This is a genomic window from Anaerobacillus sp. QJM3NY_32, assembly GCF_056173645.1.
In genome coordinates, this window is the sequence record NZ_CM149684.1 from 1,295,498 (window position 1) to 1,319,272 (window position 23,775).

The window sequence follows — 23,775 nt, forward strand, 5'->3', positions numbered from 1 at the left end:
TGTGACGTTATTAAATTCATTCATAACGGAGCTCAGAAGAGGCACGTTAACGCTCGCGGTTCTAAGTCAATTAAGAACTCCTCAATATGGCTATTCTCTCGTTCAATCGCTTGACAAATCAGGCATATCCATTGAACAGAGCACGCTGTACCCTCTGCTTCGGAGGTTAGAGAAGCAGGAGATGGTGACGAGCAGTTGGGATACAACGGAAAGCAGACCGCGTAAGTATTATGTATTAAGTGAGTATGGAAGAGAAATTTTCGAACAGCTGAAACTAGAGTGGGAGAAAACATCGAGCGAATTAGCTACCTTGTTGAAGGGGGAGGACGAACGTGAATCTGATTGAGGTTTACATTGGTGAAGTGACGAGACGACTTCCTGAATCCATTCGGGAGGACATTGCGCTTGAATTAAGATCAACGATCGGGGATATGCTGCCGGATGATCCTTCAGAAGAAGAAGTGAAGAGCGCCCTTAATGAACTTGGGAGCCCGGTACAAATGGCGAATGGATTTCGGGATTGGCCAATGCATCTCATTGGCCCTCAATATTTTGAACTTTACATGAAGATTATCAAGATGGTGTTACCTATTTCGCTCGTTGTCACATTTATCGGGTTTATGACGATTAATGTGATCGACTACAATGGCACAAGGTCACTTGGAGACGTCTTTTTTAATCTGATGGGTGATGCTATTGGAGGCTTATGGAATACCGCAATTCAAACACTATTCTGGATCACCCTCATTTTTGTGATTTTGGAACGGACCGATATAAATATAAACCGAGCGCTAAAAGGATGGTCAGCGGATGAATTAAAGAAGGTAACCTCTGTGCCCAAAAAGAAGAAAGTTGCGAAATCGGAGCTATTCGCCGACCTTCTCTTTGCGGCAGTTTGGGCAACGCTTTATTTTAACGCAGACAACTTACTTGGCATCATTCGAAACGGTAAGTTGGATGTGCCTTTCTTTAATAATGATGTGCTTTTATCTTACTGGCCACTTGTAAGTCTGACTCTTCTAACGACGGTGTTGCTAGCTTTATATAAAGTGATTGTTGGCTATTGGACGAAGCGTTTAGCGATGGCTAATGCTATTCATCATGTCTTTGCGACGACAGTAATTGTGATTATGTTATTAAATGATCAGCTGATTCATCCGGATCTAACGAACTTATTGTCTCTTTCAGAAACGTATCAAAATATGATTCTTGCAGCAATTGGGCTATTCTTTATTCTGAGTGCCGGCATGGATATTGTGAAAGGATTTTGGAAAGCGAACTTGTAAGTTTAGTGCTTTTTTTCGTGGAATATTTAAAAATAGTGCTAGAAATGCAAGGGTTTAATTAACTGAAAAAAATAAATTTTAATAGAATCGCAGAAACTGCGATTCTATTTTTCATGATGTAAACCCTTTATTATCAAGGGTTTTTAGGGATTTTCTATCAAATAGAACCGTCTGTTTCACAATTAACAGAAAAATTTTTTAAACGTTTCCATTGATTTATGAAATAATAATTCCTATAATGAAGAAAGTTGGAAGGGTTTTCAATGGAATTAATGTAAACCCTTTATTTTAGAAGAGGTGGGAGTTATCATGGAAATCTACTTATTAGCAATAACACTCATATCAATTGCAATCGTAATTGTAGGAGTTTCTGTATTTCAGTGGCATGCTTTCATTGGTTTAACTGTAGCGGCTTTATTCCTGGCAGTCATGTCGGGCATGGAATGGGTCGATATTATAGGTTCATATGAAGCGGGTGTTGGTGGCGTACTTGGTCACTTAGTTGGTATTCTAGCACTTGGTACGATTCTAGGAAAACTGCTGTCTGAATCCGGTGCAGGGTTGCAGATTGCGAATTTCTTTATTCGCGTCTTTGGAGAGAAAAAGTTGCCATGGGCGATGTTCTTCTCAGGATTTATTATCGGAATTCCAGTATTCTTTGAAGTTGGTATTTTAATTCTATTACCACTCGTTATTTCGATTCAAAAGGCAACGAAGAAAAACATTTTATTGATTGCGCTACCAGCTGTAGCAGGTTTGTCGATTGTGCACGGATTGATTCCGCCGCATCCGGGTGCCGTTGCTGCGATTGGTATTTATGAAGCGGATCTTGGTAAAGTTCTATTGTATTCACTAGTTATAGCGCTTCCAGCTGGTATTCTTGGTGGTCCGGTATTTGCCAAATGGATTAACAAGCGCGTAGTTCCTGTAGGTGAGCCTGATTTGATCAAAGTGGAAGATCAGCAGGATCCATCTAAACTACCTGGTACAGGCATTTCATTTACAACAATCATTATGCCGGTGTTTTTACTTGTTCTAGGTACGTTCGCTCCGTTCCTACCGTTACCAGGTAGTGCGGAAGGGATTTTAGAATTTATCGGTAGCCCACTTGTGGCACTGTTATTATCTTGTTTCTTTGCATTCTATTTCCTTGGATTCCGTCAGGGATTAGACAAAAAACAAATTAAGAAATACGTAGAAGAATGTATTCTACCTGTTGGATCAATCATCTTGATCATCGGTGCAGGTGGTGGCTTTAAACAGATTTTGATCGATAGCGGAATTGGAACGATTATCGGGAATCTTTCTCAAGATCTTTCGTTATCACCACTCGTTCTTGCCTTTATGATTGCAGGTCTTATTCGAATTGCTACAGGTTCCGCAACTGTTGCTTTAACAACAGCAGCTGGAATTGTGTCACCGATCATCGCAACGATGTCAGGTGTGAATCTAGAATTGCTCGTTATTGTTACAGGTGCAGGTTCACTTATGTTCTCACATGTAAACGATGCTGGTTTCTGGATGGTTAAAGAATATCTAGGCTTAACCGTTAAAGAAACGTTTAAAACGTGGACTGTGTTGGAAACCGTTCTTTCCTTTGCAGCATTTGGCGGAGCATTAATTCTGAACATGTTTGTATAAAAGCGAGAGGGGGTCAGGCACGTGCCTGACCCCCTCTTTTTTTCATTCCAGCATAAAACGCTCCTATTTAGGAAATGTTAACCATATCAAATACGATAGGGTACATGATGGGATGTTGAATGAAGTGAAGAATAAGATGATTGAACTTCATACTTCAATCGAAAAATTAAACGATGGATATAGCACCCTTTGGAAAGAAGAAATGTTTCTTGCCTGGCAATGGTGGTTGAACGTTTTACTTCTTGTAGGACCGTGGGTTATTTGGCTGATTCTACGAAAAAAGGAAAGCACGAACCGTTTATTATTAGCAGGATTATTTGTTTATGTGATTACATCAACGCTGGATTCGATGGGCGTTGCTTATGGTCTATGGTTTTATTTGTATACACCGCTACCGTACATACATACGTTTTTTATGCCATGGGATTTAAGTTCTTTCCCAGTTATGGTTATGTTGCTTATTCAATACAAACCAAACTTCAGTCCACTATTGAAGGCGGTGTTCTTTTCGCTAATTTGTGCGTTTGTATTCGAGCCGTTATTTATTAAATTAGACGTATATGTTCCTCTTAAATGGGAGTTATATTATGGGGTGCCAGTCTACATTATCATTTATCTTATTGCCCACCGTGTTAGTAGGAGAGGTAATTTCCACGAGTTAGAATAGAAAAGGGGGAGCAGGTACGAACCTGCTCCCCCTTTTTTGGATTCTATTACTCGTTACAGTTATTTTCTTGGTCTTTTATTTCTGATGTTTCACATTCGATTTGAATGGTAGTGTGCGAGAGGTCAAATTGATCATGTAGTTTTTGCCCAGCGATCTTAAGCATTTGATCTCGATTTACCCCCTGGTTAACCACAAGGTGACAGGTGAAAGATGGAAAGTCGGAGGTAATGTTCCAAATATGCAAATCGTGAATAGAATTCACCCCATCGATTTCAACTAGCGCTTTTTTCACTTTTTGAAGATCGATATTAGAAGGGGTTCCTTCCATTAATACGTGGAAAGAGTCCTTCGTGACTCGGATCCCGCTAATTAAAACGAGTATAGCGACAATCGCACTCGCAATTGGATCGGCGTAATTCCAGCCTATGAACATGATGAGCAATGCGGCAATGATTGCGCCGATTGATCCAAGTAAATCACCTAATACATGGAGAAAAGCACTTCGTAAATTGAGATTCTCAGAAGTGTCTCCTTTCATAAGGATCCAAGCTACGAGAATATTGACGATCAGGCCAATAGTAGCGATGACCAGCATACCTGTGCTTGCTACATCCGGTGGATCGATAAAACGATTAATGGATTCCCATAAGATATAGAATGAAATCGCAATAAGCGCAATCCCGTTTAAGAACGCCGCAAGAATCTCAAATCGCTTATACCCATATGTTTTCTCAGTATCAGATTTCTTCTCACCGAGTTTAAAGGCAAGTAAGCTCATACCTAAAGCGACGGCATCGCTAAGCATGTGACCGGCATCAGATAAGAGTGCGAGACTGTTGGTTATAATTCCTCCAACAACCTCTAGGATCATAAAAGTGGCGATAAGTATAAAACTAATGAGTAGTGCTTTTTTGTTTGCTGAATGAGTGTGTCCGTGATCATGAGAATGATTATGCCCCATCGTAATGCCTCCAATCGATTAACAATAAAACGTTATACATGAGTATATGTTCATATACTGATTATACCACTAATGCAAGTTGTTTTAAACGTCTTTTGAAGGGGGCAGGCTCGGGCCTGACCCCTTCAAAAGACAACTGTATCTATAAGGCGGATTTTCGCTCAATTAGTATGTATCAAAAGACCAAACTTGGGGACTTTAATGTGATAGAGGAGCGTGATGAAGGTGTCAAAGGACAAGGGTATTCTTTATTTGATTTGGATAGTGACTGCAGCACTTCTATATAAATATATCCCGAGAAATAAAATTCGACACGGTCTTGTAGCCATGTTTTTTAAGCAGTTTGTTACATGGTTTTTCGGTTTGCTTGTTGTTGAGAAAGGACTTATTCAATATCCTGTTCGACTTTTTAAGAAATCAAACCGTACAAGCTTCACATTCGAGTATTTTGTTTATCCCGCGTTTTGTGCCATCTTCAATTTGAATTATCCGGAAAATAGAAAAAAATTCACTCAGCTTCTTTACTATGTTTTTCATGTTGGAGTCATTACGATAGGAGAAGTGATCGCGGAAAAATATACGAATCTAATAAAGTATGTTAAATGGAAGTGGTACTGGAGTTTTATTACGCTTTCGCTGACGAATTTTAGTTCACGCATGTTTTATCGCTGGTTTTACAAAGATGAGCTTAAGACAAAGGAATCAAATGAATAAGTCATTCTCAGCTTCCTCATTCTGGAGGCTTTTCTTGTGCAAACAGAGAGAGGGAGTAATTAATATTCATGCTGAGAAAGCAAGGCAAAGTTTGTACATACTTCTTTCCAAAAAGACAGGCTTATATTTACTGTCACTCATATGATATCTTTCTTATGACCAAACTGAAGTAAGAAGGGTGTTACGATGAGCAAAAACATAAAACTAGAACGTCCAAAAATTCCGGCTATCCTTGAAGAAGGTCATTTTCGTGCGATTTATAATGATGAAGACTTAACACTAATGAATTGCGAGATTATAGGTGAAGCGGTGGACGACGTTGAGCTTGACCGTGTGATCTTATCGAAAGTGGTGTTTAGAAACGTTACATTTACAAACGCCACGTTTCCTCAAATTGATATGATTGATGTTATATTCGATAATTGTAACCTTTCCAATGTGAACTTCACTGAAGGCATCATTCATCGCGTGAAGTTCACGGACTGCAAGTTAATGGGTGCTGATTTCTCGGAAGCAAACCTTGGAAACGTTATGTTTGAGAATTGTATGGCAAATTTCAGTAGCTATGTGGATACCAGGCTGAAACAAGTGAAATTTGAAGATACGTCTTTGCAAAGCGCGAACTATCATGGCTGTCAGTTTACAAAGACAATTTTCAACAGGTGTGACGCAAACGATGTGAATTTCGTACAAACGCTCTTAAAGGGTGTCGATCTTAGCACGTGTACATTTGAACGCCTTCATGTTGATTTGGAAAGCCTAGATGGATGTGAAGTTTCACAGGATCAGGCGATTGGGTTTGCGAAGTTGTTAGGATTGAAGGTAGTTGAATAGCGAGAGGGGGACAGGCACGTGCCTGTCCCTCGCTGCGTTACTTCATAAAAGAAGTGATTGAGGAATGGGCGGATATTTGAAATAATTGTTAGTGGATATAACCTGCGATAGAATATTGGGATTTACATAAAGAAATAAGTGGTTTTAGACAAGCTGCTAAGATTGGAGGGTTTTATGAACATTCGCCATGTGAAGCAATCAGATTACTATATGATTTCTCCACTGATCAATGAATGGTGGAGTGGAGGACAAATGATCGACAAGCTTCCTAAAATGTTCTTTGATCATTTTACGAATACGAGCTTTATTGCAGAAGAGAACGGTGAGATTGCTGGGTTTCTAATTGGTTTTCTTTCACAAACTCATTTAGAAGAAGGGTATATTCACATTGCTGGTGTTCACCCTTCTTATCGAGGTGGTCACATTGGACGTCAACTTTATGAGTCGTTCTTTCAAACAATGAAAGTTTATGGCAGAAGCTTAGTGAGGTGCGTCACCTCGCCGGATAATAAGAATTCGATTGCCTACCACTTTAGAATGGGTTTTGAGATTGAAGGAGGAAACCGCGTCGTGAATGGAATTGCGGTTCACTCAAATTATGACGGACCAGGGCGTGAGCGGGTTGTGTTTGTGAAGCGCGTATAAATGTCCGTGGCGGGGGTCAGGTCCGCACCTGACCCCCGCGCTTTTTTTACTGGCAATTGAAACTAATTCTCGTTCGTTTCGTATGTAGTAATACGCAGAAAAATTGATCAGTTTATATTCTCTAATAGATTTACTCTGAAAAATACGTAAGGCATTGGAGAAGGATTTATGGCAGAGGGGATGTTTTTGCTTATGATTGTGTTCATTACGGTTTTTATTATTGGAAAAAAGAAGAAAAAATAATTTGTAGGTTTGATTCTTTTCTTAAGGGAGTGTTTGCTAAGTTTATCGCAAACGCTCCTTTTATCCATTAGGTCATTTACATAGCACAAAAGTGAAATTTTATTCTGAGGAAGGGTTTAATTTAATGAAAATAGAAAGCAAATTGTATGAGGAAGCAGTGAGTTTAATAGAGTCTCGTTACCCGTCTGGTTGGGGAGGGGCTGCGGCGATGTACACAAGTGAAGGTTCTATTCTAACGAGCGTTTCTCCAGAGAACATAAATGCTTCTGCAGAGCTTTGTATTGAAACGGGGGCTATCCTAGAAGCCCATAAATTAAATATAGAAATCACGCATTCCATTTGCGTCGTACGTGAAGATGAAAATGCTCAATATGTGATTTTAACCCCGTGTGGCATTTGTCAGGAACGACTCTTTTATTGGGGATCGCATGTGAAAGCAGCTGTGTTCACAAAAGACGGAACGCTTACCTTTAAAACATTGAAAGAGATCCAACCTTATCACTGGTATGAAGCATATGAGGGAGAGTAATTAGATAAGAAGTAGATGGGCGTTAATCTCAGGAATCAGTTCCATGTCCAGGAGCTAAAAGCAAAGTGTTCATCCGTATAGGGCTAATCAGGTGGTTGAAGGATGTGAGAATTTCAAGTTTCCCCAGAAGGGATTTATTCCCTTTTATAGAAATGTGTAGTGATGATAAGTAAATCCTGGAAATGAGGGATGGCGATGATTGAGACGCTCTGCTTTTTCTGTATAAAGAAATTTCATATTAAGCCCTCTGATTCACAGTTTCGGAAGTTGAAGCAGAACCCTGGTGCGAGCTATGTGTGTAAGGCGTGTAACCAATCGATGCAGCGAGAAGCACAGCAAAGCACGGGGATTCATCCAGACCAAATTGATCAGTATGATAAATTTTTCCGTTAAAATGACCGGATGGAGTGAAGATGTATGAAAAGATGGCTTGCATTCTTACCAGTGTTTCTCATTCTTCTCACCAGTTGTAATGGAAATGGTCATGTGACGAAGCAGGTTGTTCAAAAAGAAAACCAAGCAAAAGTAAGTAACACTTTCACATCAGGCTCATATAAGATGATTGGTGAAGAAGAGCGGATCGGCTTTATATATGATGATGCGTCAGCATTCAAGGTTGGTGAAACTAATAAGTACATGTGGCACTTGTGGGGCGAAGAAGACGAACTAGATGGTTCTCTTAAAGTAATCGGAACACATCAGGAGACAAATGAGGAGATCGTGGTTTTTGAATCAGATGAGTTGGCGGGTCCGCACAACGGAGCGGATGCTCACGTCCCGTCAACGATGCAACTTCCTTCAACAGGTGTCTGGGAGCTAGATGCTTATGTTGGGGAAGAATTTTTTGGAACCATTGTAGTGGAGGTCATGTAATTGCCTTACTTTAATCAAGAAATAGGTGTACAAAAAGAAGCGTTAGAACACATTCTTTATCAGAATCCAGCCATTGAAAAGGCTCTCGGTGTACTAAGGGAAGAGTTCGATCATGCATACATCGGAGCAGGGTGTATTGTGCAAACGGTTTGGAATGACTTAACGAATCGGCCGTTGGATTACGGCATCCATGACCTCGATGTTGTGTATTACGATGATCAGGATTTGAGCTTAGAAAAAGAGGTCGAGATAGAAGAGCATCTTCGGAAGTTGCTTTCCGACATTCCTTATAAAATTGACGCCAAAAACGAAGCGCGCGTTCATCTCTGGTATGAAGAGAAATTTGGTCAGCGTATCGCCCCTTATTCTTCAGTAGAAGATGCTATCAATAGCTGGCCTACTACTGCAACATCAATCGGTGTCAAAGTAGGAGAGGATGGTGCGTTTCAGGTATATGCGCCATACGGATTATGTGATTTGTTTGGGTTAATTGTGCGTGCAAACAAGTTGTTAATTACCCGCGATGTCTATGAAGCGAAAGTGGAAAAATGGACGCGGAAATGGCCAGAGCTTGAGGTGATCGCTTGGGACAAGTGATGAAGGTGCAAAAAGGAGTACTCTAACAATTTATAGTGGTCTCTTATCTACTGTTTGGAGGCAATAATGGAAGCGAAAAAGTTCTTATCTTTACTAGGGTGGGTGATGCTTGGATCGTGGCTCATTCATTTTTTTATTTACTATTTAATCGATTTAGATCGAGAAATCTATTCTGTAGAAAAGATCGTCTCAGGGATTGTGTTTATTCTTATCGCAGTACCAATCTATTTTACTGGTGTTCACCTGTATTATAAATTTAGCGAGGAGCGTTTATAGGATGAAAAAGGGGTTGGGGGAGATCTGATTTGCAGAGAGTGGAAAACATAGAAGGAAGGCGATGTGGTATGGCGCATTTTGATTTAGAAATGATACTACCAAAAACCCCGCTAAAGGAACCCTTTCTACTTGGGATCGATGGGTTAAGTCGGTCAGGTAAAACCACGTTCGTCTCCGAGTTAGAGCACTTACTTGAAATGTCAGGGTATCGCTCTGTTACATTTCATATAGATGATTACATAGAGCCAGAGCAAAAGCGGTATAACACAGGCCACGAAGAGTGGTACGAATACTATTTTTTGCAGTGGGACGTCGCTAAGCTAAAACAGCAACTTTTTGACAGCATAATGGAACGAATACCGCCCGAAAATTTGAAGGTAGATTTGGTGTTAATCGAAGGGGTCTTTCTGCAAAGAGACGAATGGCGTTCTGCGTTCGATTGCGTGCTTTTCTTGCAATGTGAAAGAGATGTGCGGTTTGGACGAGAGAAAGAAGAGACTCAGAGAAATCTAAAGAAATTTGAAGAGCGATATTGGAAAGCAGAAAAGTATTATATGGATACCGTTAAGCCTTTGGAGAGAGCGGATTTTGTGATTGAGTCATGATCGTTCAAGAAAGGAATAAACGGATTAGCATTCCTTCAGTAGGCATATTCTTGCAACTGTTCCTTGTTTTATTTGTCACTGCGCTAAACGGTTTACGAACTTCACTGATGAATCATTTTTCAATTTACCCAGTTGCCCTTATGGAGCTAACGATTGGCGTCATCAGCTTATGTTTGGTGTCTACGGGCTCATTCAATCAAAGTATTCCGCTCTTTCATGGATCGTTGTCATGATCGGTGCAATGACGTGCTTTCTATTTGTTTTTGTGTATCTACTTCCAGAGGGGGGACTCCGCCTTCTCATCGGATGGTTATGAGGTCATTTGAATCCAACGAGCGAATGTTCGTAGCGCCTAAAAAGATAGCTGATTATGACATGGAATGGAACGATGTGTATCAAGAAATAGTAGATGCTGCATTAAAATTGGAGGAAAACTAGTGAAAATGAAAGTTCTGGCTCCTTTCATTCTATTGGGAACATTACTGCTATCAAGCTGTGCGAGTAATGAGGATAAAACGGCTGAGATTAAGCCTATGCCTGATTCGGATTATGTAAAAACATTCGAAGAGTTGAATCTTGGTAATCTATTCGATTTTGAATTCGAATTAGAGAATGCGGATAAACGCTGGGTAAGGCTTTGGGTTGAGCGGTATCAAGATGGAGAGAAAGATAGTGAGCCTATCACGGAACTTATCTACGGTGAGAGTCCGATTCCTGATGAAACGTCCAAAGGGCATTTAGGGTTTGGAATCATTCAGTCTAATGAAGGTGAACCGTCTTATTTTCTTTATTCACCAGGCGTTAGCTCAGCTCCGAATAAAAGCGTTGAAAAAACGAAGTCAGAAACATCAATGGCCACATTTGACTATGCGTTTCCAGATGAAAAGGTGGATTTACTATTGAACGAAGAAAAAGTGCTTGCAGCGTATCGGAGCACTTCATCGAATCAAATGAGAACCTATGATTTAGGAAACAAGGATGATGTTAAGAAAATGATTCAAGAGGATACGGAGGTTTTGTTGTTAAAAATCTTGATTGAAGAAAGTGATGAGGATAACTAATGGTTTTTGTTATGTCGGTTTAATAGTCATAGGATTTTAGTATGCTGAAACTATAAAGAGAATTTAACGAAATAGAGGCGTTTTTGTGGGAAATGTATTCTTTTTTGGAGGACTAGGATTAATATTTATAGTTGCTATGTTTCTTATAACATGGGGCGTCACTGCTCTATATAAATTAATGGCAAAGTAAAGAATGAAATTCCGTCTATCATTATGAGGGAAATTTAATAATAAAGTGAAGAACAGAGCTTGGAATGGCTTTTACGCCTCCAAGCTCTATTTTTATGTGATTTTACGTTTTCACCTCTGAAAAAAATGAATGTATTTTCCAATTAGTGGTTGCTTTATATATCATTACCTGATATATTACATTTATTGATATATCATTAAACGATATATGATTGGAGGAAGCTAATGCCAAGAAATGATTCTCTTGAAGTGGGAGAGCTAACAGATACATCTTATTACATTCTCCTATCACTGATGGAGCCTAAACACGGATATTTAATTATGAAAACAATTGAGGAAATGACAGACCACGCGGTTGTGGTCGGACCGGCGTCTATGTATACCACGATCAAAAAGCTACTTGGGGCAGAACTGATTGAGCTGCATGATAAGAGTGATAAGAAAAAGGTGTATGTAACGACAGAAAAAGGTGTTCAGCTAGTAAAAAAAGAAATCGAACGAAAACGCCAAATGATTCAGCACGGGGAAGAAATCCTCGCAAATAAAGGAGAGTGAGTATATTGGGGAAAAAGAAATATGTGATGAGCAGCGGTTTAGCTTTTTTTGAAGAGAAAGAGATGGAGCGGCTCGGTAAGTTTGCGCAAAAAGGATGGTTTTTAGAGAAGTTTGCGTTCTCAGGTTTTAAGTTACAAAAAGGAGAACCACAGGACGTGATTTATTCACTAGACTATCAATCGGAAGCAGATGAGGAGTATTTTAGTTACTTTGAAGAAGCGGGATGGAAGCATGTTTGTACTGGAGCGGGTGAAATGCACATCTTTTCGGCCGCACCAGGCACTACCCCAATCTATTCAGACCAGGCTTCCGTCAAGGAGAAATATAAAAGGGAAAGCCAATCAATGAAAAAGGTCGCCCTGCCAGCATTTCTAATAGCTGTTATGCTAGTCGTGTTGCTGTTTAGTAGTGAGAATGGATTTCTCCCTACTGTTGTTGGGGATATAAGTGAATATGCAAGTTACGCGGTTTATATTGTGTTGATCTTCACAGGAATGCCCTATCTTTCGTATCAATATAAGTTGAGGAAGTTGGAGAAGCGTAATGTTTAATAGGGGACAGATGCAAATAAAGTAATAGAACTGTCCGTGGTGATGGGACGATTGTTTGTAATGGGGGTCAGGTACGCACCTGACCCCCATTACGTTTCACACTCATTTTCTCTTCCTCCCAATCAACAGCGAGACTTGCGCCATTGTAAAAGGCAGGGATGATTTCTTTCGATAGGCCATGTATTTGCGTTCCCAGGTGTGGGCGTATTTGCCTTTGAACTTTCGTAAGCCCTGAAAATGATAAAAGATATGACCATGAAGAAAAATTTGGGCAGCGATTCGCTCACTTAAGAAGGAGAACTTGGATTGACCCACGTTCGAAAGTGGAGCCATTCCTAAGTTAAAGCGCTCGTAGCCTTCAGTCTTAGCCCATTCAAATAAAGAGAGAAACATGACGTCCATTGTGCCTGAAGGGGCATCGTGTAGAAAACGCATTAAATCAACAGATACCGTTTTGTTGTTATCGTAGACAGGCATAAGACTAGTAAAAGCAATGATCCTATCGTTTTCTTTCATAACAGCGATCTCTGATTTGTTTAGATAATCCACATGATAGAATCCGAGCGAAAATCCTTTCTCATTTCTTCCCTGTAGCCATTCATCAGATACGTCTTTTAGCTTCTGCAAAAGATCTTCACTGTGCGGTGGCTTTACTATTTCAACTTGAAAATTCTCTCGTTCGAATTTATTTTTAACAGCACGCAATGCTTTCATTCTCTTTCCAGATAGCGTGAACTGATCTAAATCTACGAATGCTTCTTCACCGAGCTTAAAGAAACCAAAGCCTTTTTCATGGAGAATGGGAAGCAGGCTGTTACTAACTTCATAGAACACTGGGGTATAGCCCTGGATGTCTGCCAGGTGCTGAAACTCTTCGATAGCTTCAGGAAATGCTTCTTTCTGTCCGATCGGATCGCCGAGAACGACGAGCTTATCCGAAGATTTTTGGAAGCAGATTAAAACCGTTCTATTGGAGTTCCAAAAGATTGATTTATCGTGCAGGAAAATTAAATGAGCTAACGTATTTCCACCATAAGTTACAAGGTGCTCTTGTATTTCATTATCATGTTCAGGTGATGATTCCTTGATTGGGTTTCTCGGTTTAATCACGGCGGTTCCTATCACAAAAACAATCAGCGCAATCATTAAACCAATTAATGCACTATAAAACAGCGTGTGGTAATCTGTAATAACATATGGCAAGACTTGTGGTGGAATAACGCCGTTTGATGAAGGCAAGCTTAAATATCCAATTAACACATACATCGACGTGATGAATAGGATCACTAGCCCATCAATAATGGTTTTGCTCCACGTTAATACATAGCTCTCGCGATAGAAGCGCGTTCTCGACATATAGAGAATGAAGGCAACGAGTAAGAGAAAGATTGCTTCCTCATAATCGATCCCTTTAGAGAAGGTAAAGGCAGCTGCTGCGAAAAGGACGACGATGGTGAGATAATATGCTCTTTTCACCTTGTACTCAATTCCTCTTGATAACCCGAGTAAAGCAAAGCCAGCTCCAACGGAAAGCTGATGAGAAAGGTTAACAAGAAACGGTAGAGAATGCATTTCTTCTAGAATTTTTAACCGATCGATTATACCAGGTAAGGCTGCAGACAATAGTAAAATTAAGCCCGAAATAAACACGAGCAGCGTAAGCATCACATGACTTAGCCTTTGAATAAGGGCAAGTGGGAGGCTATCCCAGTTTGCATTCCATTTCTCCCAATAGTCTCTTACAAAAAGAATCGCAGCGAGTAAGAATGGAAAGATAAAGTATCCAACTCGATAGAGAATGAGTAGAAAAAGGACTTTCTCATCTTGGACACTAACAAGCTGGGTTCCCCAAATGAAGATCAAATCGAACGAACCGAGTCCGCCCGGGATCATGCTCACAATCCCAACGCATGAAGCGACAACAAAGATGGGGAATAACTCGTGAAAAGAAATGCTCAGTTCAAGTATGTTTGCTAGTAACCAGACGGCAAGGAACGCAAATGTCCACTCAAGGAGAGAGACAGCGATGAGCTGGAATTTCGTTCGTGAACCAAAGAACCGAGGAGAGCTTTTATCACGATGACGAACGAATTGAAAAAGCAGTACAGGCAGATACAGTCCAACCGCTATAACAACGACATAAAGCCATAGGAACTTTTCCATAAGAAGATTATCTCTATAAGCAACAAGAATTGTGAGTGCAAGGAAAGATAACCCAGTCAAATAAAAATACGAAATGTTTCCAATGGACTTAGATAGTTTCTGTTTATCTACCTCATAAGTTTGATAAAAATATTTTCTAAGCATTCCGCTAATAATTCCACCAGATCCGATCAGGTTAGAGAAAGCATTGACGATAAACGATTGCTTCAACAGCTGCTTTTTCGGAAATGATTTTTGAAGTGATTTTAAAAGCAATGAGTCGTATAAGAACATCGGGCTAACGGCTCCCATAGAAATTAATAAAACGAGAATAAGTTTGCCGATGTTAAACTGATTAACTTCATTTCGGAGAAGCTCCGGGTTGATGCTAGACATGAAAGGAAGGCTTTCAATCACTGCTAGCACAAAAAGAAAAAGAGGTAAGATGAATTTCAAATAGTGAAATAAATACTTGTAAATAGTTGTTTTCATAGTTCACTCCTTTATCTTGATTTTACATGAATCTTAGAAAGTTCACTCAATAAATTTGAAAAAGGTGAAAATTTTTGCCTTTGGGAAGAAAATCATAAACCATCCCCGTTTAAAATATGTATCGAAAAGTGTAGTATAGCAGAACGATTCACTCACAAAAAAAAACGTTCAGAGGATTTCCTCTGAACGTTTTTTACTTACATTTCTTCTTGTGTTTTTTTCTTGCCTCTAAATCGATACAAAACAAGGTAAAGCATCGGAACCATAATCAGCGTTAAGACAGCTGAGAAAAGGATACCTGATATGATCGTAACGGCAAGCGGTGTAAAGAGCGCATCGCCACTTACGGCAACTGGGATAAGGGCAACGATTGATGTAATCGCGGTAAGGAGAATGGGGCGTAAGCGAACACGACCGGACTCAATAACTGCGTCTTCTACATCCATGCCTTTTTTCAGTGCTTGTTCGATAAATTCAATTAACACGACCGAGTTTCTCACTACGATACCGGTGAGTGATACCATTCCCATCACACCAAGGAAACTGATTGGCGTTTGGGTAACGAATAGTCCAAGAATCGCACCCGCAATCGCAAGGTATACGGCAACAAGGACAAGGAACGGTAGTGAAAGTGAATTAAATTGCAGGGCAATCAATAGGTACACTAGGAAGAGTACGATGATGAAGAGTACGGTAATTTCAGCAAAGAAATCACTTTGAGCTTCATTTTCACCGCCAAGTGTAATGCTGTAATCAGCGTCATCTAGCTGATCGCGCTGATCTTCCACAATCTTAGTTACGTTAGCTTCGTAATTCTCCTCGTCTTTAGGGAAGGCACGAAGCGTAATCGAGCGTTCACCATCAATGTGAGGAATCTTTTGAATTTGTTCACTTTGTTCTGTTGTCACAAGCTCATCTAATGAGATGAGTTCAGGTGGTCCACCTGTTGATGCGGCTGGAAGCTCAAGGCTTGAAAGATCGACTTCATCTTCGCTACCTTCTAGCACGATATTCATATCACGCTTTACAACGCCATTATCAAATGCTTTTAGTGGAATACCAGCCGTTGCAAGTCGAATTTGCTGGCTGATCTGATTGACCGTAATGCCATTTTCTTCGAGTGCATCGCGATCTGGTACATATTCGAGCGAAGGTTCAAAGTCACCTACGTTATCAACGACAAGGTCTGTTTCAAGTCCTTCGATCTCTTTTGTTAGCTCATCTCTAAGGTCGATAAGCTTATCGATTTCTGGTCCAGAGACGGTAACGGTCACAGGTGCTCCTGCAGGAGGTCCCTGCTGGATCGTTTCCATAAAAATCTCAGCATCCGGGTACTCATTTCTGAGCTTATCTGTCCAGTCGTCAATGAGTCCTTGCGTTGTCTGGTTTTCTCGATCGACTCTGGCAACGATTTGGCCAGTATTTTCACCAGTGCTCGTTAGCGAGCTGTTGAAGAGACCAGGAGTACCTGTGCCTGTGAAGACGCTTGTTTCATATACGCCGTCATCTGTTTTCAGTTTTTCTTCGATTTCTTGAAGCGTATCGTGTGTGTCTTCGATCGGCGTACCAATTGGTAGCGTGATGTCGACCGTTACTTCTTCCTTATCAGCAGCCGGGAAGAACTCAAACGGTGTTAAGACGACTAATCCGAAGATCGCTGTCGTGAGCACAAGACCAAGAATAGAAACAAGAATTGGTTTTTTTGAAAATTTCTTTAGAAGCTTGTCGGCATAAACATCGGCAAGCTTATTTAACGGTTTGCCAAGAAGTCCTGGTGCATCTGACATTGGCTTCTTCGATCGACGGCTTAAGAAGTAGCGCAAAATCGGTACGAAAATGAGTGCCACTAATGTTGATGCAATAATCGTTGTAATGAGCACTGTTGGCAACGCGCGTATAAATGCCCCGTTACCACCTGAAAGGAAAATTAGTGGCAAGAATGTAAAGACGATCGCTAGAGAGGAGGTCACGATGGACACCCAAATCTCTTTCACGCCATTAACGGCTCCCATTAAACCTTTATCGCCGAGCTTATATCTTCGTTGTATGTTGTCGTTTATGACGATCGAGTCATCAACAATAATCCCGAGTGCGATGATTAACCCAATGACGGAGATCTGGTTTAGATCCACATCAGCAAAAGGTAGTGGAATAAAGCCCATTAGAACGGAAATCGGAACAGCAAGTGCTACGACGAGCGCACCCGATCCAGATAGTCCAAGAGATGTTGCCACAATAACGGCAAGCACAGAAATCGCTAGGGATAGGAATAGGCCATCAAAAATGTCCGTAACGATTGAAGCTTGAGAGTAATAAGACTCTAGCTCTACGTTTGAAGGCAGGCCTCCTGAAAGCTCATCCACTTTATCACTCACACGCTCATCGACAGTTGGGATATCTTCTCCGGACTTTACGTAAGCGGTGAAGGAAACAGATGGCTGTCCTTCAAAAGTGATAATATCTTCAACGTCTTTTGGACTAACTTCAACGCTTGCAATGTCTTTTAAGTAAACCGCGTCTCCATCAGGGCTTTTACCTACAAATAACTCTTCCATTTCATCGAGTGAATCGTAGTTTTCAACAGAAAGCTGAACAACTTCCTCATCCATTTTCTGTTTTCCTAAAGGCGTTGGATAGTATTCATTATTAATGGCACTTTGAACGTCGGTAACGTTCAAGCCGGAATCTTTTAATTCCTCTTGTTTTAATTCAATTAAAATTTGTTCTTCAGGCAGTCCTTTGATTGTAACGCCAGAAACGCCTGATAATTCTTCGACTTCCTCTTTCCATCGATTTAATTCTTCTTTAAGAGAGAGGAGGTTGTCGCGGTTATCGCTTGTAAGATGGTAGGAAACAATCGGCATTTTTGCCGTTGATTCATTTACATCTGGTTCGAAAGCTTCGTCAGGAAAAGAAGTCGAGGCATCGGAAACGGCCTGGCGTACGTCACCAAACACTTCCTTCTTACTTTCTCCTTCCGCTACTTCGATCACTATGTTCGAAAAGCCTGCTGCTGAAGAAGATGTCACTTCAGCGATGCCATCGATCGAACTGAGCGATGACTCGATTGGGTTCGTAATTGATCGTTCAACTGTGTCCACCGTTGCACCAGGATAAACGGTGCTAATCGTTCCGATATTTACTGTTGTTTCCGGAATTTCACGCTGTGGAAGTTGAATGAATGTAAACACTCCAACGATGACAAATAATAAAATAAATATCATAAAGAGCTTGGACCGTTGTAAAATCCATTTCAACATATGAGAGCCTCCTCTGTTCGTTTTCGACTGTTCGGTCAATCTGATGTCATTTATACCCCATATTTGTTGAAATATAAAGTTTTAATGTGCTTGACTCAATAGTCATTTTTACTGAGATTAGCTAGGAAGTCAAGAAACGAGTGTGCTAAAAAACAAATTCGAAAGGGTGAAGGTTAGTCAGGTATGATTAAGTAAACTTCTTGTTTTAATCGAGATATGCAGTTTAAGCTCGAGGGCATATTGTGACTATCATTCCACTCATCAAGTAGTGTATTCTGATGGAAGAAGACATCGAGGTGAACGATATGGATAAACGAAAAGCAATATTAGAAGCGGCCGTTGAATTGATCGCAGAGAAAGGGTACACGCATACATCGATGCAGCAGATCGCTGATAGCGTAGGAGTATCAAAAGGTTCGCTTTACTCATTTTTTCCATCAAAGGAAGATTTGATTATTTCGATTTATGAACACTATCAACAGCTCGTTTTTGAACGTGCTTTTGTTGTGGGATTAGACGGTAATCTACCACCTTATGAGCGGTTTGCAAAACAATTCCAGGTGCAATTCGAAGGGATATTGGAATATAAATCTTATATGAAAATGCATATGCGCGGGGAATCCGCTCAAAGCAGTGAAAAGCTTGAAGGAATGGGCCATCGCATGAGAGGGAGACTCTTTAGCTGGCTAGAACGAAATTTGATTGATTTATATGGGGAGAAGATTGCCCCATATAAATGGGATTTGATGTGGATGACGCAATCCATTTATACCTCCTACACAGGTCTTATGATTTCTTCTGAGAGCCTGCTTTCTCCAGAAAAGCTTGGAAAGCACATCGTTAGGCAGATTGATATTCTAGCATCGGATTTTCTAGCAGGAAGTAGCACGCCTCTTCTAGATGATGAAATGATGCGTCCTTTTTCCGTAGGGATGGATCGAGAAGGGGCTTTTACATCGTTTGAGAAAAGAGAGAGTGCCTGGAAGGCGCTCTATAATAATATCCATGAATTAAAGGAGCCTCAATACTATCTAGAGGTAACGGATCGCATATCGGAAGAATCTAGAAAGTCAAAGCCTGATGAGATTGTGATGAGAGGGCTGTTTCAATTACTGAAAGAAGAAGATTTGCTGAAAGGAAATGCGCAAGCACTAGAAACACAAATCCTTCCGGCGACAGAACATTAGGATGGTTATTTTCCAATTTTTTCGGGTAAATAGGGTGTAGAGAGAGATGGTTATCACCAAAGGAGAGAGAGACAAATGTCAGAGAAACCTTCATCAATCAATGGAAGCAGTACCTTTATTGCAATTGTTTCCATTGTAGCGGGCTGTCTTGCTGCTATCATTGCAGGAAGCTTCCTATCCGGAGCTATTGAACTAGCAACAATTGAAATCTTCCCTATATTCTTCCCAATCATTATTTGCGCTGTCGGCATTTTTCTAGGAGTGGTTGCTTTTCGCATTTCAAAAAGAAGACTTGCAGTAATGGGGATTGCCTTAAATGCTGTTGTTCTTTTATTACCATTAGGCTTTTTAGTCGTGAAGTTATAGAGGAATGAAGAAAGCAGTTTAGATTATGAGTTTCTAGCTTTAATCACATGAGAAAAAAGATAACAATGAGCGCTGAATAGTATTTCAATTCAGCGCTCATTTTTTATTCTATATTCAGGATTCGGAAGGGTTTTTTAATTATTCTGAATAAAATATGGATAATTATGTTAACGTTAGGGGGTGCTATAAAAACTGGGAGGGATGTTAGTGAGAAATACACAAACAAAGCAGTGGGATTTAGACAGCGTTTATCCAGGAGATAAAGTAATTTCATTAAAAGAACAGGTCTCTACTATCATTTTACATATTGATCAAGTGCAAACAGATTTGGAAAATCAAACTCATCCTCAAGAAATACTTGAAATGGTTAAGGCGATAGAACTTGTTCAAACCATCAACACAAACGTTTTTGAAATGGATGAGTATATTATTTGTAAATTTTCAGTCGCCGTTCATGATCCAGAGCTACAAACGCTTAATGAACTAAGCACTCGGATGAAGTCACGGATGGAGACGCTATTGCTTACTTTTCGTCACTATCTCGCAGCTATTTCAGATGATCAGTGGCATGCATTGCTCAAAAGTCCAGAAGTTCAAGGAATTGAAACGTTCTTAACGATTCAACGCCAAAAGGTTAAAGACCAGTTAAGCCCAGATCTGGAGAAAGTCATTCACTCTCTTTCAGTAAATGGTTTTGATGGATGGGAAGACCATTATGAACAGGAATTTGCTCAACTTACAGTGCCTGTGAGTAATGAAATGGGGATAGAAAACATATCTTTTGATTCGGCATTTATGCGTGCGATGCTCTCAAGTGACCGAAAGATTAGGGAGGAAATTGCTTCATCAATGACAAACGTTTGTCGTAAAAACGAAATACGTTTTGCTTCAATATTTAATCACCTTGCAGGTTATCGGAACGAGCTTTACCGTTTAAGGGGGTGGTCAAACCCTATGAAGGAAATGTATGAACAAAACCGAATCAGTGAAGCTTCAGTTAATAGCATGATGCAAGCACTCCATAAAAGCAAAACCTTGCTACATCAATTTTTAGACCGGAAAGCGCAGTTAAATCAACTAGAGAAGTTGAGTTGGTTTGATATTTACTCTCCAACGTTTACTTCTAAGGAAACTGTTACATATGACCAGGCAACAGAAATCGTCATAAGTCAGTTTTATCGATTTAGTGAAAAGATGGGCAAATTCGCTGAACGAGCTTTTGAAGAAGGATGGATTGATGGAGAACTCTCTGATTCTAAGCGACATGGAGCATTCTGCGCATCGTTGCCAAATTCGAAGGAAAGTCGAGTACTCCTATCTTTCACAGGAAACTATCAGGATGTCGTTACTCTTGCTCATGAGTTAGGGCATGCTTATCATAATTTTCACCTTCATGAAGAACCAGGATTTGCTCATCAAACCGGAACGGGATTAGCAGAGACAGCATCGACTTTCGCAGAGAATCTAGTACTTGATGCCGCAATCGAATTAGCGGATTCAGAAGAAGATAAATTATCCTTGCTAGAGTTGAAAATTATTAATGGATTAAAGTACATTGCTTATATTCCCGCTAAATTCGAGTTTGAACAGCAGTTTTACGAAAAGCGTAAATCCCAGATGCTTTCAGCAACGGAATTGACTGATTTGATGGAGAAAAGTGAAAGAGACTGGTTTCAGGATTCATTAGAAGAGGTGAACACCCATAACTGGATGACGATTCCGCATTTCTTTAATACAGAAAAAGCTTTTTTTAATCTGCCGTATACAATTGGCTATTTGTTCAGTAATGGTGTTTATTCGCTTTATTTGCTAGATAAAGAAACGCTTCCTGAACGATATAGTCAACTACTCAGCTCTTCAGGCAATAAAACAATGGAAGAATTAGGCGCTGAGTTCCTAGATCAAAATTTAACCGAACCATTTTTCTGGGAGACATCGATCAAGCCTTTAGAGAAAGCCATTTCAATTTATCTCGAGAAAACCAAGGCTTATTTGTAAGCAAGAGTCGTTTAGTGATATGCCGTTTCATTTCTTGATTGTTTAAAATACTATTTTTAATAGATGAAAAGCTAGGTCAATCTGATCTGGCTTTTTGGTTATGCTTCGTTATAGAAAGGTGGTTCTTTGTTTGATTTCGCTCTAGGAGACTAGTAGGCTCTTGTTATTAGTTAAACGATTATTGTTCGTCATTACCGTTGGCTCGTTTTGTTAGCGTAATGTTCCCATCAACGATTTTCTTCTTTCAATCTCCTCCCATTCACGGTTATACTAATGCAAGAGTATTGGATCAACTATGGGACGCAACATCCCTTATACAGAGAGGATTTAACAGCATGCTTGATTATAAGCTTTACAAAAGTAAGAAGGCGAACTGCAGTGAAACGATCGTGTTGATTCACGGTCTTGGTGGGAACTATGGGATCTTCTGTAACCAGATCTCCACATATAAAAAAGAGTATGATGTGCTTGCTATCAACCTACCGGGGCATGGAAAATCACCGAGTACTGACAGTTATAACATGCCTTTCAATAGAGAATTAGTCGCAGACGAAGTGATTCTGCTTCTAGATGAGTTAAAGATTTCTAAAGCACATTTAGTAGGTATTTCACTAGGCTCTGTTGCCGTGCATCATTTGCTTCAACGAGTTCCGGAACGCGTTCAGAGTGCTGTACTAGGAGGCGCGATCACACGATATTCTCCTCTAGCTACCTTCATGCTTCGCGCTGGAAATGCAGTGAAAGCGTTTGTACCATATATGTGGTTGTATAAAATGTTTGCTTATATTATGATGCCTAAAGCAAATCACGCTAGCTCTAGAAAGCTATTTATCAGAGAAGCTCTTAAAATGAATCGAAGAGACTTTCTAGCTTGGTATGCGTTAACACCTCAAGTAAATGCAGCATATGCGAACGTTCAACAATATAGCCAAAACATCCCGAAGCTCTACATTTCTGGGGAACAGGATCATCTCTTTTTGGATCCTTTATTAGAAGATACGAAAAGCGATGAACAGGCACAGCATTTGATCTTAGAGCAATGCGGTCATGTTTGTAACGTGGAAAAACCAAGGGAGTTTAACGATGCTTCGCTTGCATTTTTTAATCAGCATAGCTCAACCCAGTCTTCCATATCATCCGCTTTATAAAGGCTTTGAGTGCCTGTCACTAAGCGAATTTAGACCTATTTGTAACCTTTTCACCGTTTAACTCGTTTAGATAGAAAAGGCTGAGCGAATGGAGGGGTTCATGGTGAAGATCAAGCTTCTACCGATTCTAGTGGGAACCTTATTACTATTAGGTATAACTGGCTGTGGAAATAATGAAGCTCAAACCGTAAATACATCAAAGGGTGACGTGGGGGAAGAGACGGCAGTTCCAGCTACATCAGAAAATGAATTCTCTCAAGAAGCAAGAATGATGGCGAATGATGAGAAACTCATTGAGATGCTAAAGTCTACAGGAGTGATCAAGGAAGATGCGACGCCAAGTGAGATACAGGAGGCGCTAGAAGAGTACTTGAAGGAGAAAGCAGAAGGGATAGACCAGGGCGCAAAATCAAGTGAGAAATATATCGAGGATTTGAAGAAACAAATTCAACAAGACTTAGAAAAAGAAGGTTCGAAAGAGTAATCTTAGACGAGAGCTTTGGTTCTAACAGTTCAGAAAAGGCGTGCATTGAATGCCCTCCTTTTTTGAACTTTTTTTGTTCATTTTAAGAAGTAAAAAACATGAAGCTTGGAACGAAAAGTTAACTGGTAAATATATGATATTATGAAAGTAGTATAGTACTAGATGGGAATGAGTGAAGTTGAATAAACCTGTGGTCATTTGCCTTCTCCTTTTTAGCGCACTGTTTTTAGTTTTTCAAGAAAGCGCATTAAGTACAATGATCTATAATTGGTTTTTAACGATGCTGCTGATGTTCTACATATATACAATTCATGGTGAGGAAATAGATGAATATTGATCAGTTACAATCTAGAAAAAGCCCTGCAAACGGATTCTCTTATTTGTAGGGCTTTTTCTATTTTTTACTTAATTTAACGTGTTGAAGCGTTATTGCAAAAAAACAAATTAGTGATGAGGAAATGGTGCTTTTGA

24 protein-coding genes are annotated in these 23,775 nt (G+C 40.1%); 21 read left to right on the forward strand and 3 right to left on the reverse strand.

Annotation, left to right across the window (positions count from 1 at the left end; genetic code table 11):
• Position 1: 1 nt before the first annotated feature.
• The 4 genes from AC0VYH_RS07015 to AC0VYH_RS07030 all read left to right on the forward strand — a co-directional run bounded on the left by AC0VYH_RS07015 (position 2) and on the right by AC0VYH_RS07030 (position 3,594).
• The gene (locus AC0VYH_RS07015) at positions 2–346 is read left to right on the forward strand and encodes a PadR family transcriptional regulator (protein WP_303529435.1); all 345 of its coding nucleotides are present in this window, start codon (positions 2–4) and stop codon (positions 344–346) included.
• Positions 333–1,286 (forward strand): hypothetical protein, encoded by a 954-nt coding sequence (locus tag AC0VYH_RS07020; RefSeq protein WP_475373555.1) that lies wholly within the window; start codon positions 333–335, stop codon positions 1,284–1,286. Before AC0VYH_RS07015 ends, AC0VYH_RS07020 begins: the two co-directional genes overlap by 14 nt.
• A gap of 309 nt (positions 1,287–1,595) precedes the next feature.
• A complete protein-coding gene (locus AC0VYH_RS07025; RefSeq protein ID WP_194220898.1) occupies positions 1,596–2,927 on the forward strand; it encodes a GntP family permease in 1,332 nt (443 codons plus the stop codon).
• Positions 2,928–3,051: 124 nt separating this feature from the next.
• On the forward strand, positions 3,052–3,594 hold the full coding sequence (locus AC0VYH_RS07030; protein WP_430241252.1) for a CBO0543 family protein: 543 nt from the start codon (positions 3,052–3,054) through the stop codon (positions 3,592–3,594).
• Positions 3,595–3,640: 46 nt separating this feature from the next.
• On the opposite strand, the gene AC0VYH_RS07035 is transcribed toward AC0VYH_RS07030, so the two are convergent.
• Positions 3,641–4,555 (reverse strand): cation diffusion facilitator family transporter, encoded by a 915-nt coding sequence (locus AC0VYH_RS07035; protein WP_475373556.1) that lies wholly within the window; start codon positions 4,553–4,555, stop codon positions 3,641–3,643.
• Between the two features lie 219 nt (positions 4,556–4,774).
• Between AC0VYH_RS07035 and AC0VYH_RS07040 the strand changes: the two genes are divergently transcribed.
• The 12 genes from AC0VYH_RS07040 to AC0VYH_RS07095 all read left to right on the forward strand — a co-directional run bounded on the left by AC0VYH_RS07040 (position 4,775) and on the right by AC0VYH_RS07095 (position 12,227).
• Positions 4,775–5,269 (forward strand): CBO0543 family protein, encoded by a 495-nt coding sequence (locus AC0VYH_RS07040; RefSeq protein ID WP_475373557.1) that lies wholly within the window; start codon positions 4,775–4,777, stop codon positions 5,267–5,269.
• A gap of 186 nt (positions 5,270–5,455) precedes the next feature.
• Entirely contained in the window at positions 5,456–6,103 is a 648-nt protein-coding gene (locus AC0VYH_RS07045; RefSeq protein ID WP_475373558.1) for a pentapeptide repeat-containing protein, read from the forward strand.
• A 174-nt stretch (positions 6,104–6,277) separates the two neighbouring features.
• Positions 6,278–6,748, forward strand: coding sequence for an N-acetyltransferase family protein (locus AC0VYH_RS07050; protein WP_475366988.1), 471 nt, complete (start codon positions 6,278–6,280; stop codon positions 6,746–6,748).
• Positions 6,749–7,115: 367 nt separating this feature from the next.
• Complete coding sequence (locus tag AC0VYH_RS07055; RefSeq protein WP_475366989.1) at positions 7,116–7,520, forward strand: cytidine deaminase; 405 nt, start codon at positions 7,116–7,118, stop codon at positions 7,518–7,520.
• A 195-nt stretch (positions 7,521–7,715) separates the two neighbouring features.
• Entirely contained in the window at positions 7,716–7,913 is a 198-nt protein-coding gene (locus AC0VYH_RS07060) for a hypothetical protein (RefSeq protein ID WP_475373559.1), read from the forward strand.
• 24 nt (positions 7,914–7,937) lie between these two features.
• Complete coding sequence (locus AC0VYH_RS07065; protein ID WP_475373560.1) at positions 7,938–8,393, forward strand: DUF4871 domain-containing protein; 456 nt, start codon at positions 7,938–7,940, stop codon at positions 8,391–8,393.
• Positions 8,394–8,990 carry a nucleotidyltransferase family protein gene (locus AC0VYH_RS07070; RefSeq protein WP_475373561.1) on the forward strand — a complete coding sequence of 199 codons (597 nt, stop codon included), beginning with the start codon at positions 8,394–8,396 and terminating at the stop codon, positions 8,988–8,990.
• A gap of 66 nt (positions 8,991–9,056) precedes the next feature.
• On the forward strand, positions 9,057–9,266 hold the full coding sequence (locus AC0VYH_RS07075; RefSeq protein ID WP_475366992.1) for a hypothetical protein: 210 nt from the start codon (positions 9,057–9,059) through the stop codon (positions 9,264–9,266).
• A 68-nt stretch (positions 9,267–9,334) separates the two neighbouring features.
• On the forward strand, positions 9,335–9,871 hold the full coding sequence (locus AC0VYH_RS07080; protein WP_475373562.1) for a nucleoside/nucleotide kinase family protein: 537 nt from the start codon (positions 9,335–9,337) through the stop codon (positions 9,869–9,871).
• 437 nt (positions 9,872–10,308) lie between these two features.
• Positions 10,309–10,932: a hypothetical protein gene (locus AC0VYH_RS07085; protein WP_475373563.1), complete on the forward strand. Its 624-nt coding sequence runs from the start codon at positions 10,309–10,311 to the stop codon at positions 10,930–10,932.
• A 414-nt stretch (positions 10,933–11,346) separates the two neighbouring features.
• Positions 11,347–11,676, forward strand: coding sequence for a PadR family transcriptional regulator (locus tag AC0VYH_RS07090; RefSeq protein ID WP_430241274.1), 330 nt, complete (start codon positions 11,347–11,349; stop codon positions 11,674–11,676).
• 5 nt (positions 11,677–11,681) lie between these two features.
• Positions 11,682–12,227, forward strand: a complete 546-nt coding sequence (locus AC0VYH_RS07095) for a DUF2812 domain-containing protein (protein WP_475366995.1) — start codon at positions 11,682–11,684, stop codon at positions 12,225–12,227.
• A gap of 102 nt (positions 12,228–12,329) precedes the next feature.
• On the opposite strand, the gene mprF is transcribed toward AC0VYH_RS07095, so the two are convergent.
• Entirely contained in the window at positions 12,330–14,861 is a 2,532-nt protein-coding gene (mprF, locus tag AC0VYH_RS07100) for a bifunctional lysylphosphatidylglycerol flippase/synthetase MprF (RefSeq protein WP_475373564.1), read from the reverse strand.
• 197 nt (positions 14,862–15,058) lie between these two features.
• Positions 15,059–18,121, reverse strand: a complete 3,063-nt coding sequence (locus AC0VYH_RS07105) for an efflux RND transporter permease subunit (RefSeq protein WP_475368738.1) — start codon at positions 18,119–18,121, stop codon at positions 15,059–15,061.
• A gap of 305 nt (positions 18,122–18,426) precedes the next feature.
• On the opposite strand from AC0VYH_RS07105, the gene AC0VYH_RS07110 reads away from it, so the two are divergent.
• The 5 genes from AC0VYH_RS07110 (at position 18,427) to AC0VYH_RS07130 (ending at position 23,304) form a co-directional block, all read left to right on the forward strand.
• The gene (locus tag AC0VYH_RS07110; RefSeq protein WP_475368739.1) at positions 18,427–19,308 is read left to right on the forward strand and encodes a TetR/AcrR family transcriptional regulator; all 882 of its coding nucleotides are present in this window, start codon (positions 18,427–18,429) and stop codon (positions 19,306–19,308) included.
• Positions 19,309–19,383: 75 nt separating this feature from the next.
• Complete coding sequence (locus AC0VYH_RS07115; protein WP_303529388.1) at positions 19,384–19,674, forward strand: hypothetical protein; 291 nt, start codon at positions 19,384–19,386, stop codon at positions 19,672–19,674.
• Positions 19,675–19,881: 207 nt separating this feature from the next.
• The gene (locus AC0VYH_RS07120; protein WP_475368740.1) at positions 19,882–21,672 is read left to right on the forward strand and encodes a M3 family oligoendopeptidase; all 1,791 of its coding nucleotides are present in this window, start codon (positions 19,882–19,884) and stop codon (positions 21,670–21,672) included.
• A 335-nt stretch (positions 21,673–22,007) separates the two neighbouring features.
• On the forward strand, positions 22,008–22,820 hold the full coding sequence (locus AC0VYH_RS07125; protein WP_283152530.1) for an alpha/beta fold hydrolase: 813 nt from the start codon (positions 22,008–22,010) through the stop codon (positions 22,818–22,820).
• Between the two features lie 103 nt (positions 22,821–22,923).
• Positions 22,924–23,304: a hypothetical protein gene (locus AC0VYH_RS07130; protein ID WP_475373565.1), complete on the forward strand. Its 381-nt coding sequence runs from the start codon at positions 22,924–22,926 to the stop codon at positions 23,302–23,304.
• The last annotated feature ends 471 nt before the right edge of the window (positions 23,305–23,775 follow it).

Coding starts and splice junctions, on each gene's coding strand:
- AC0VYH_RS07025 (WP_194220898.1), top strand. CDS start 1,596: ATGGAAATCTACTTATTAGCAATAACACTCATATCAATTGCAATCGTA.
- AC0VYH_RS07035 (WP_475373556.1), bottom strand. CDS start 4,555: ATGGGGCATAATCATTCTCATGATCACGGACACACTCATTCAGCAAAC.
- AC0VYH_RS07040 (WP_475373557.1), top strand. CDS start 4,775: ATGAAGGTGTCAAAGGACAAGGGTATTCTTTATTTGATTTGGATAGTG.
- AC0VYH_RS07045 (WP_475373558.1), top strand. CDS start 5,456: ATGAGCAAAAACATAAAACTAGAACGTCCAAAAATTCCGGCTATCCTT.
- AC0VYH_RS07050 (WP_475366988.1), top strand. CDS start 6,278: ATGAACATTCGCCATGTGAAGCAATCAGATTACTATATGATTTCTCCA.
- AC0VYH_RS07055 (WP_475366989.1), top strand. CDS start 7,116: ATGAAAATAGAAAGCAAATTGTATGAGGAAGCAGTGAGTTTAATAGAG.
- AC0VYH_RS07060 (WP_475373559.1), top strand. CDS start 7,716: ATGATTGAGACGCTCTGCTTTTTCTGTATAAAGAAATTTCATATTAAG.
- AC0VYH_RS07065 (WP_475373560.1), top strand. CDS start 7,938: ATGAAAAGATGGCTTGCATTCTTACCAGTGTTTCTCATTCTTCTCACC.
- AC0VYH_RS07075 (WP_475366992.1), top strand. CDS start 9,057: ATGGAAGCGAAAAAGTTCTTATCTTTACTAGGGTGGGTGATGCTTGGA.
- AC0VYH_RS07080 (WP_475373562.1), top strand. CDS start 9,335: ATGGCGCATTTTGATTTAGAAATGATACTACCAAAAACCCCGCTAAAG.
- AC0VYH_RS07090 (WP_430241274.1), top strand. CDS start 11,347: ATGCCAAGAAATGATTCTCTTGAAGTGGGAGAGCTAACAGATACATCT.
- mprF (WP_475373564.1), bottom strand. CDS start 14,861: ATGAAAACAACTATTTACAAGTATTTATTTCACTATTTGAAATTCATC.
- AC0VYH_RS07105 (WP_475368738.1), bottom strand. CDS start 18,121: ATGTTGAAATGGATTTTACAACGGTCCAAGCTCTTTATGATATTTATT.
- AC0VYH_RS07110 (WP_475368739.1), top strand. CDS start 18,427: ATGGATAAACGAAAAGCAATATTAGAAGCGGCCGTTGAATTGATCGCA.
- AC0VYH_RS07115 (WP_303529388.1), top strand. CDS start 19,384: ATGTCAGAGAAACCTTCATCAATCAATGGAAGCAGTACCTTTATTGCA.
- AC0VYH_RS07125 (WP_283152530.1), top strand. CDS start 22,008: ATGCTTGATTATAAGCTTTACAAAAGTAAGAAGGCGAACTGCAGTGAA.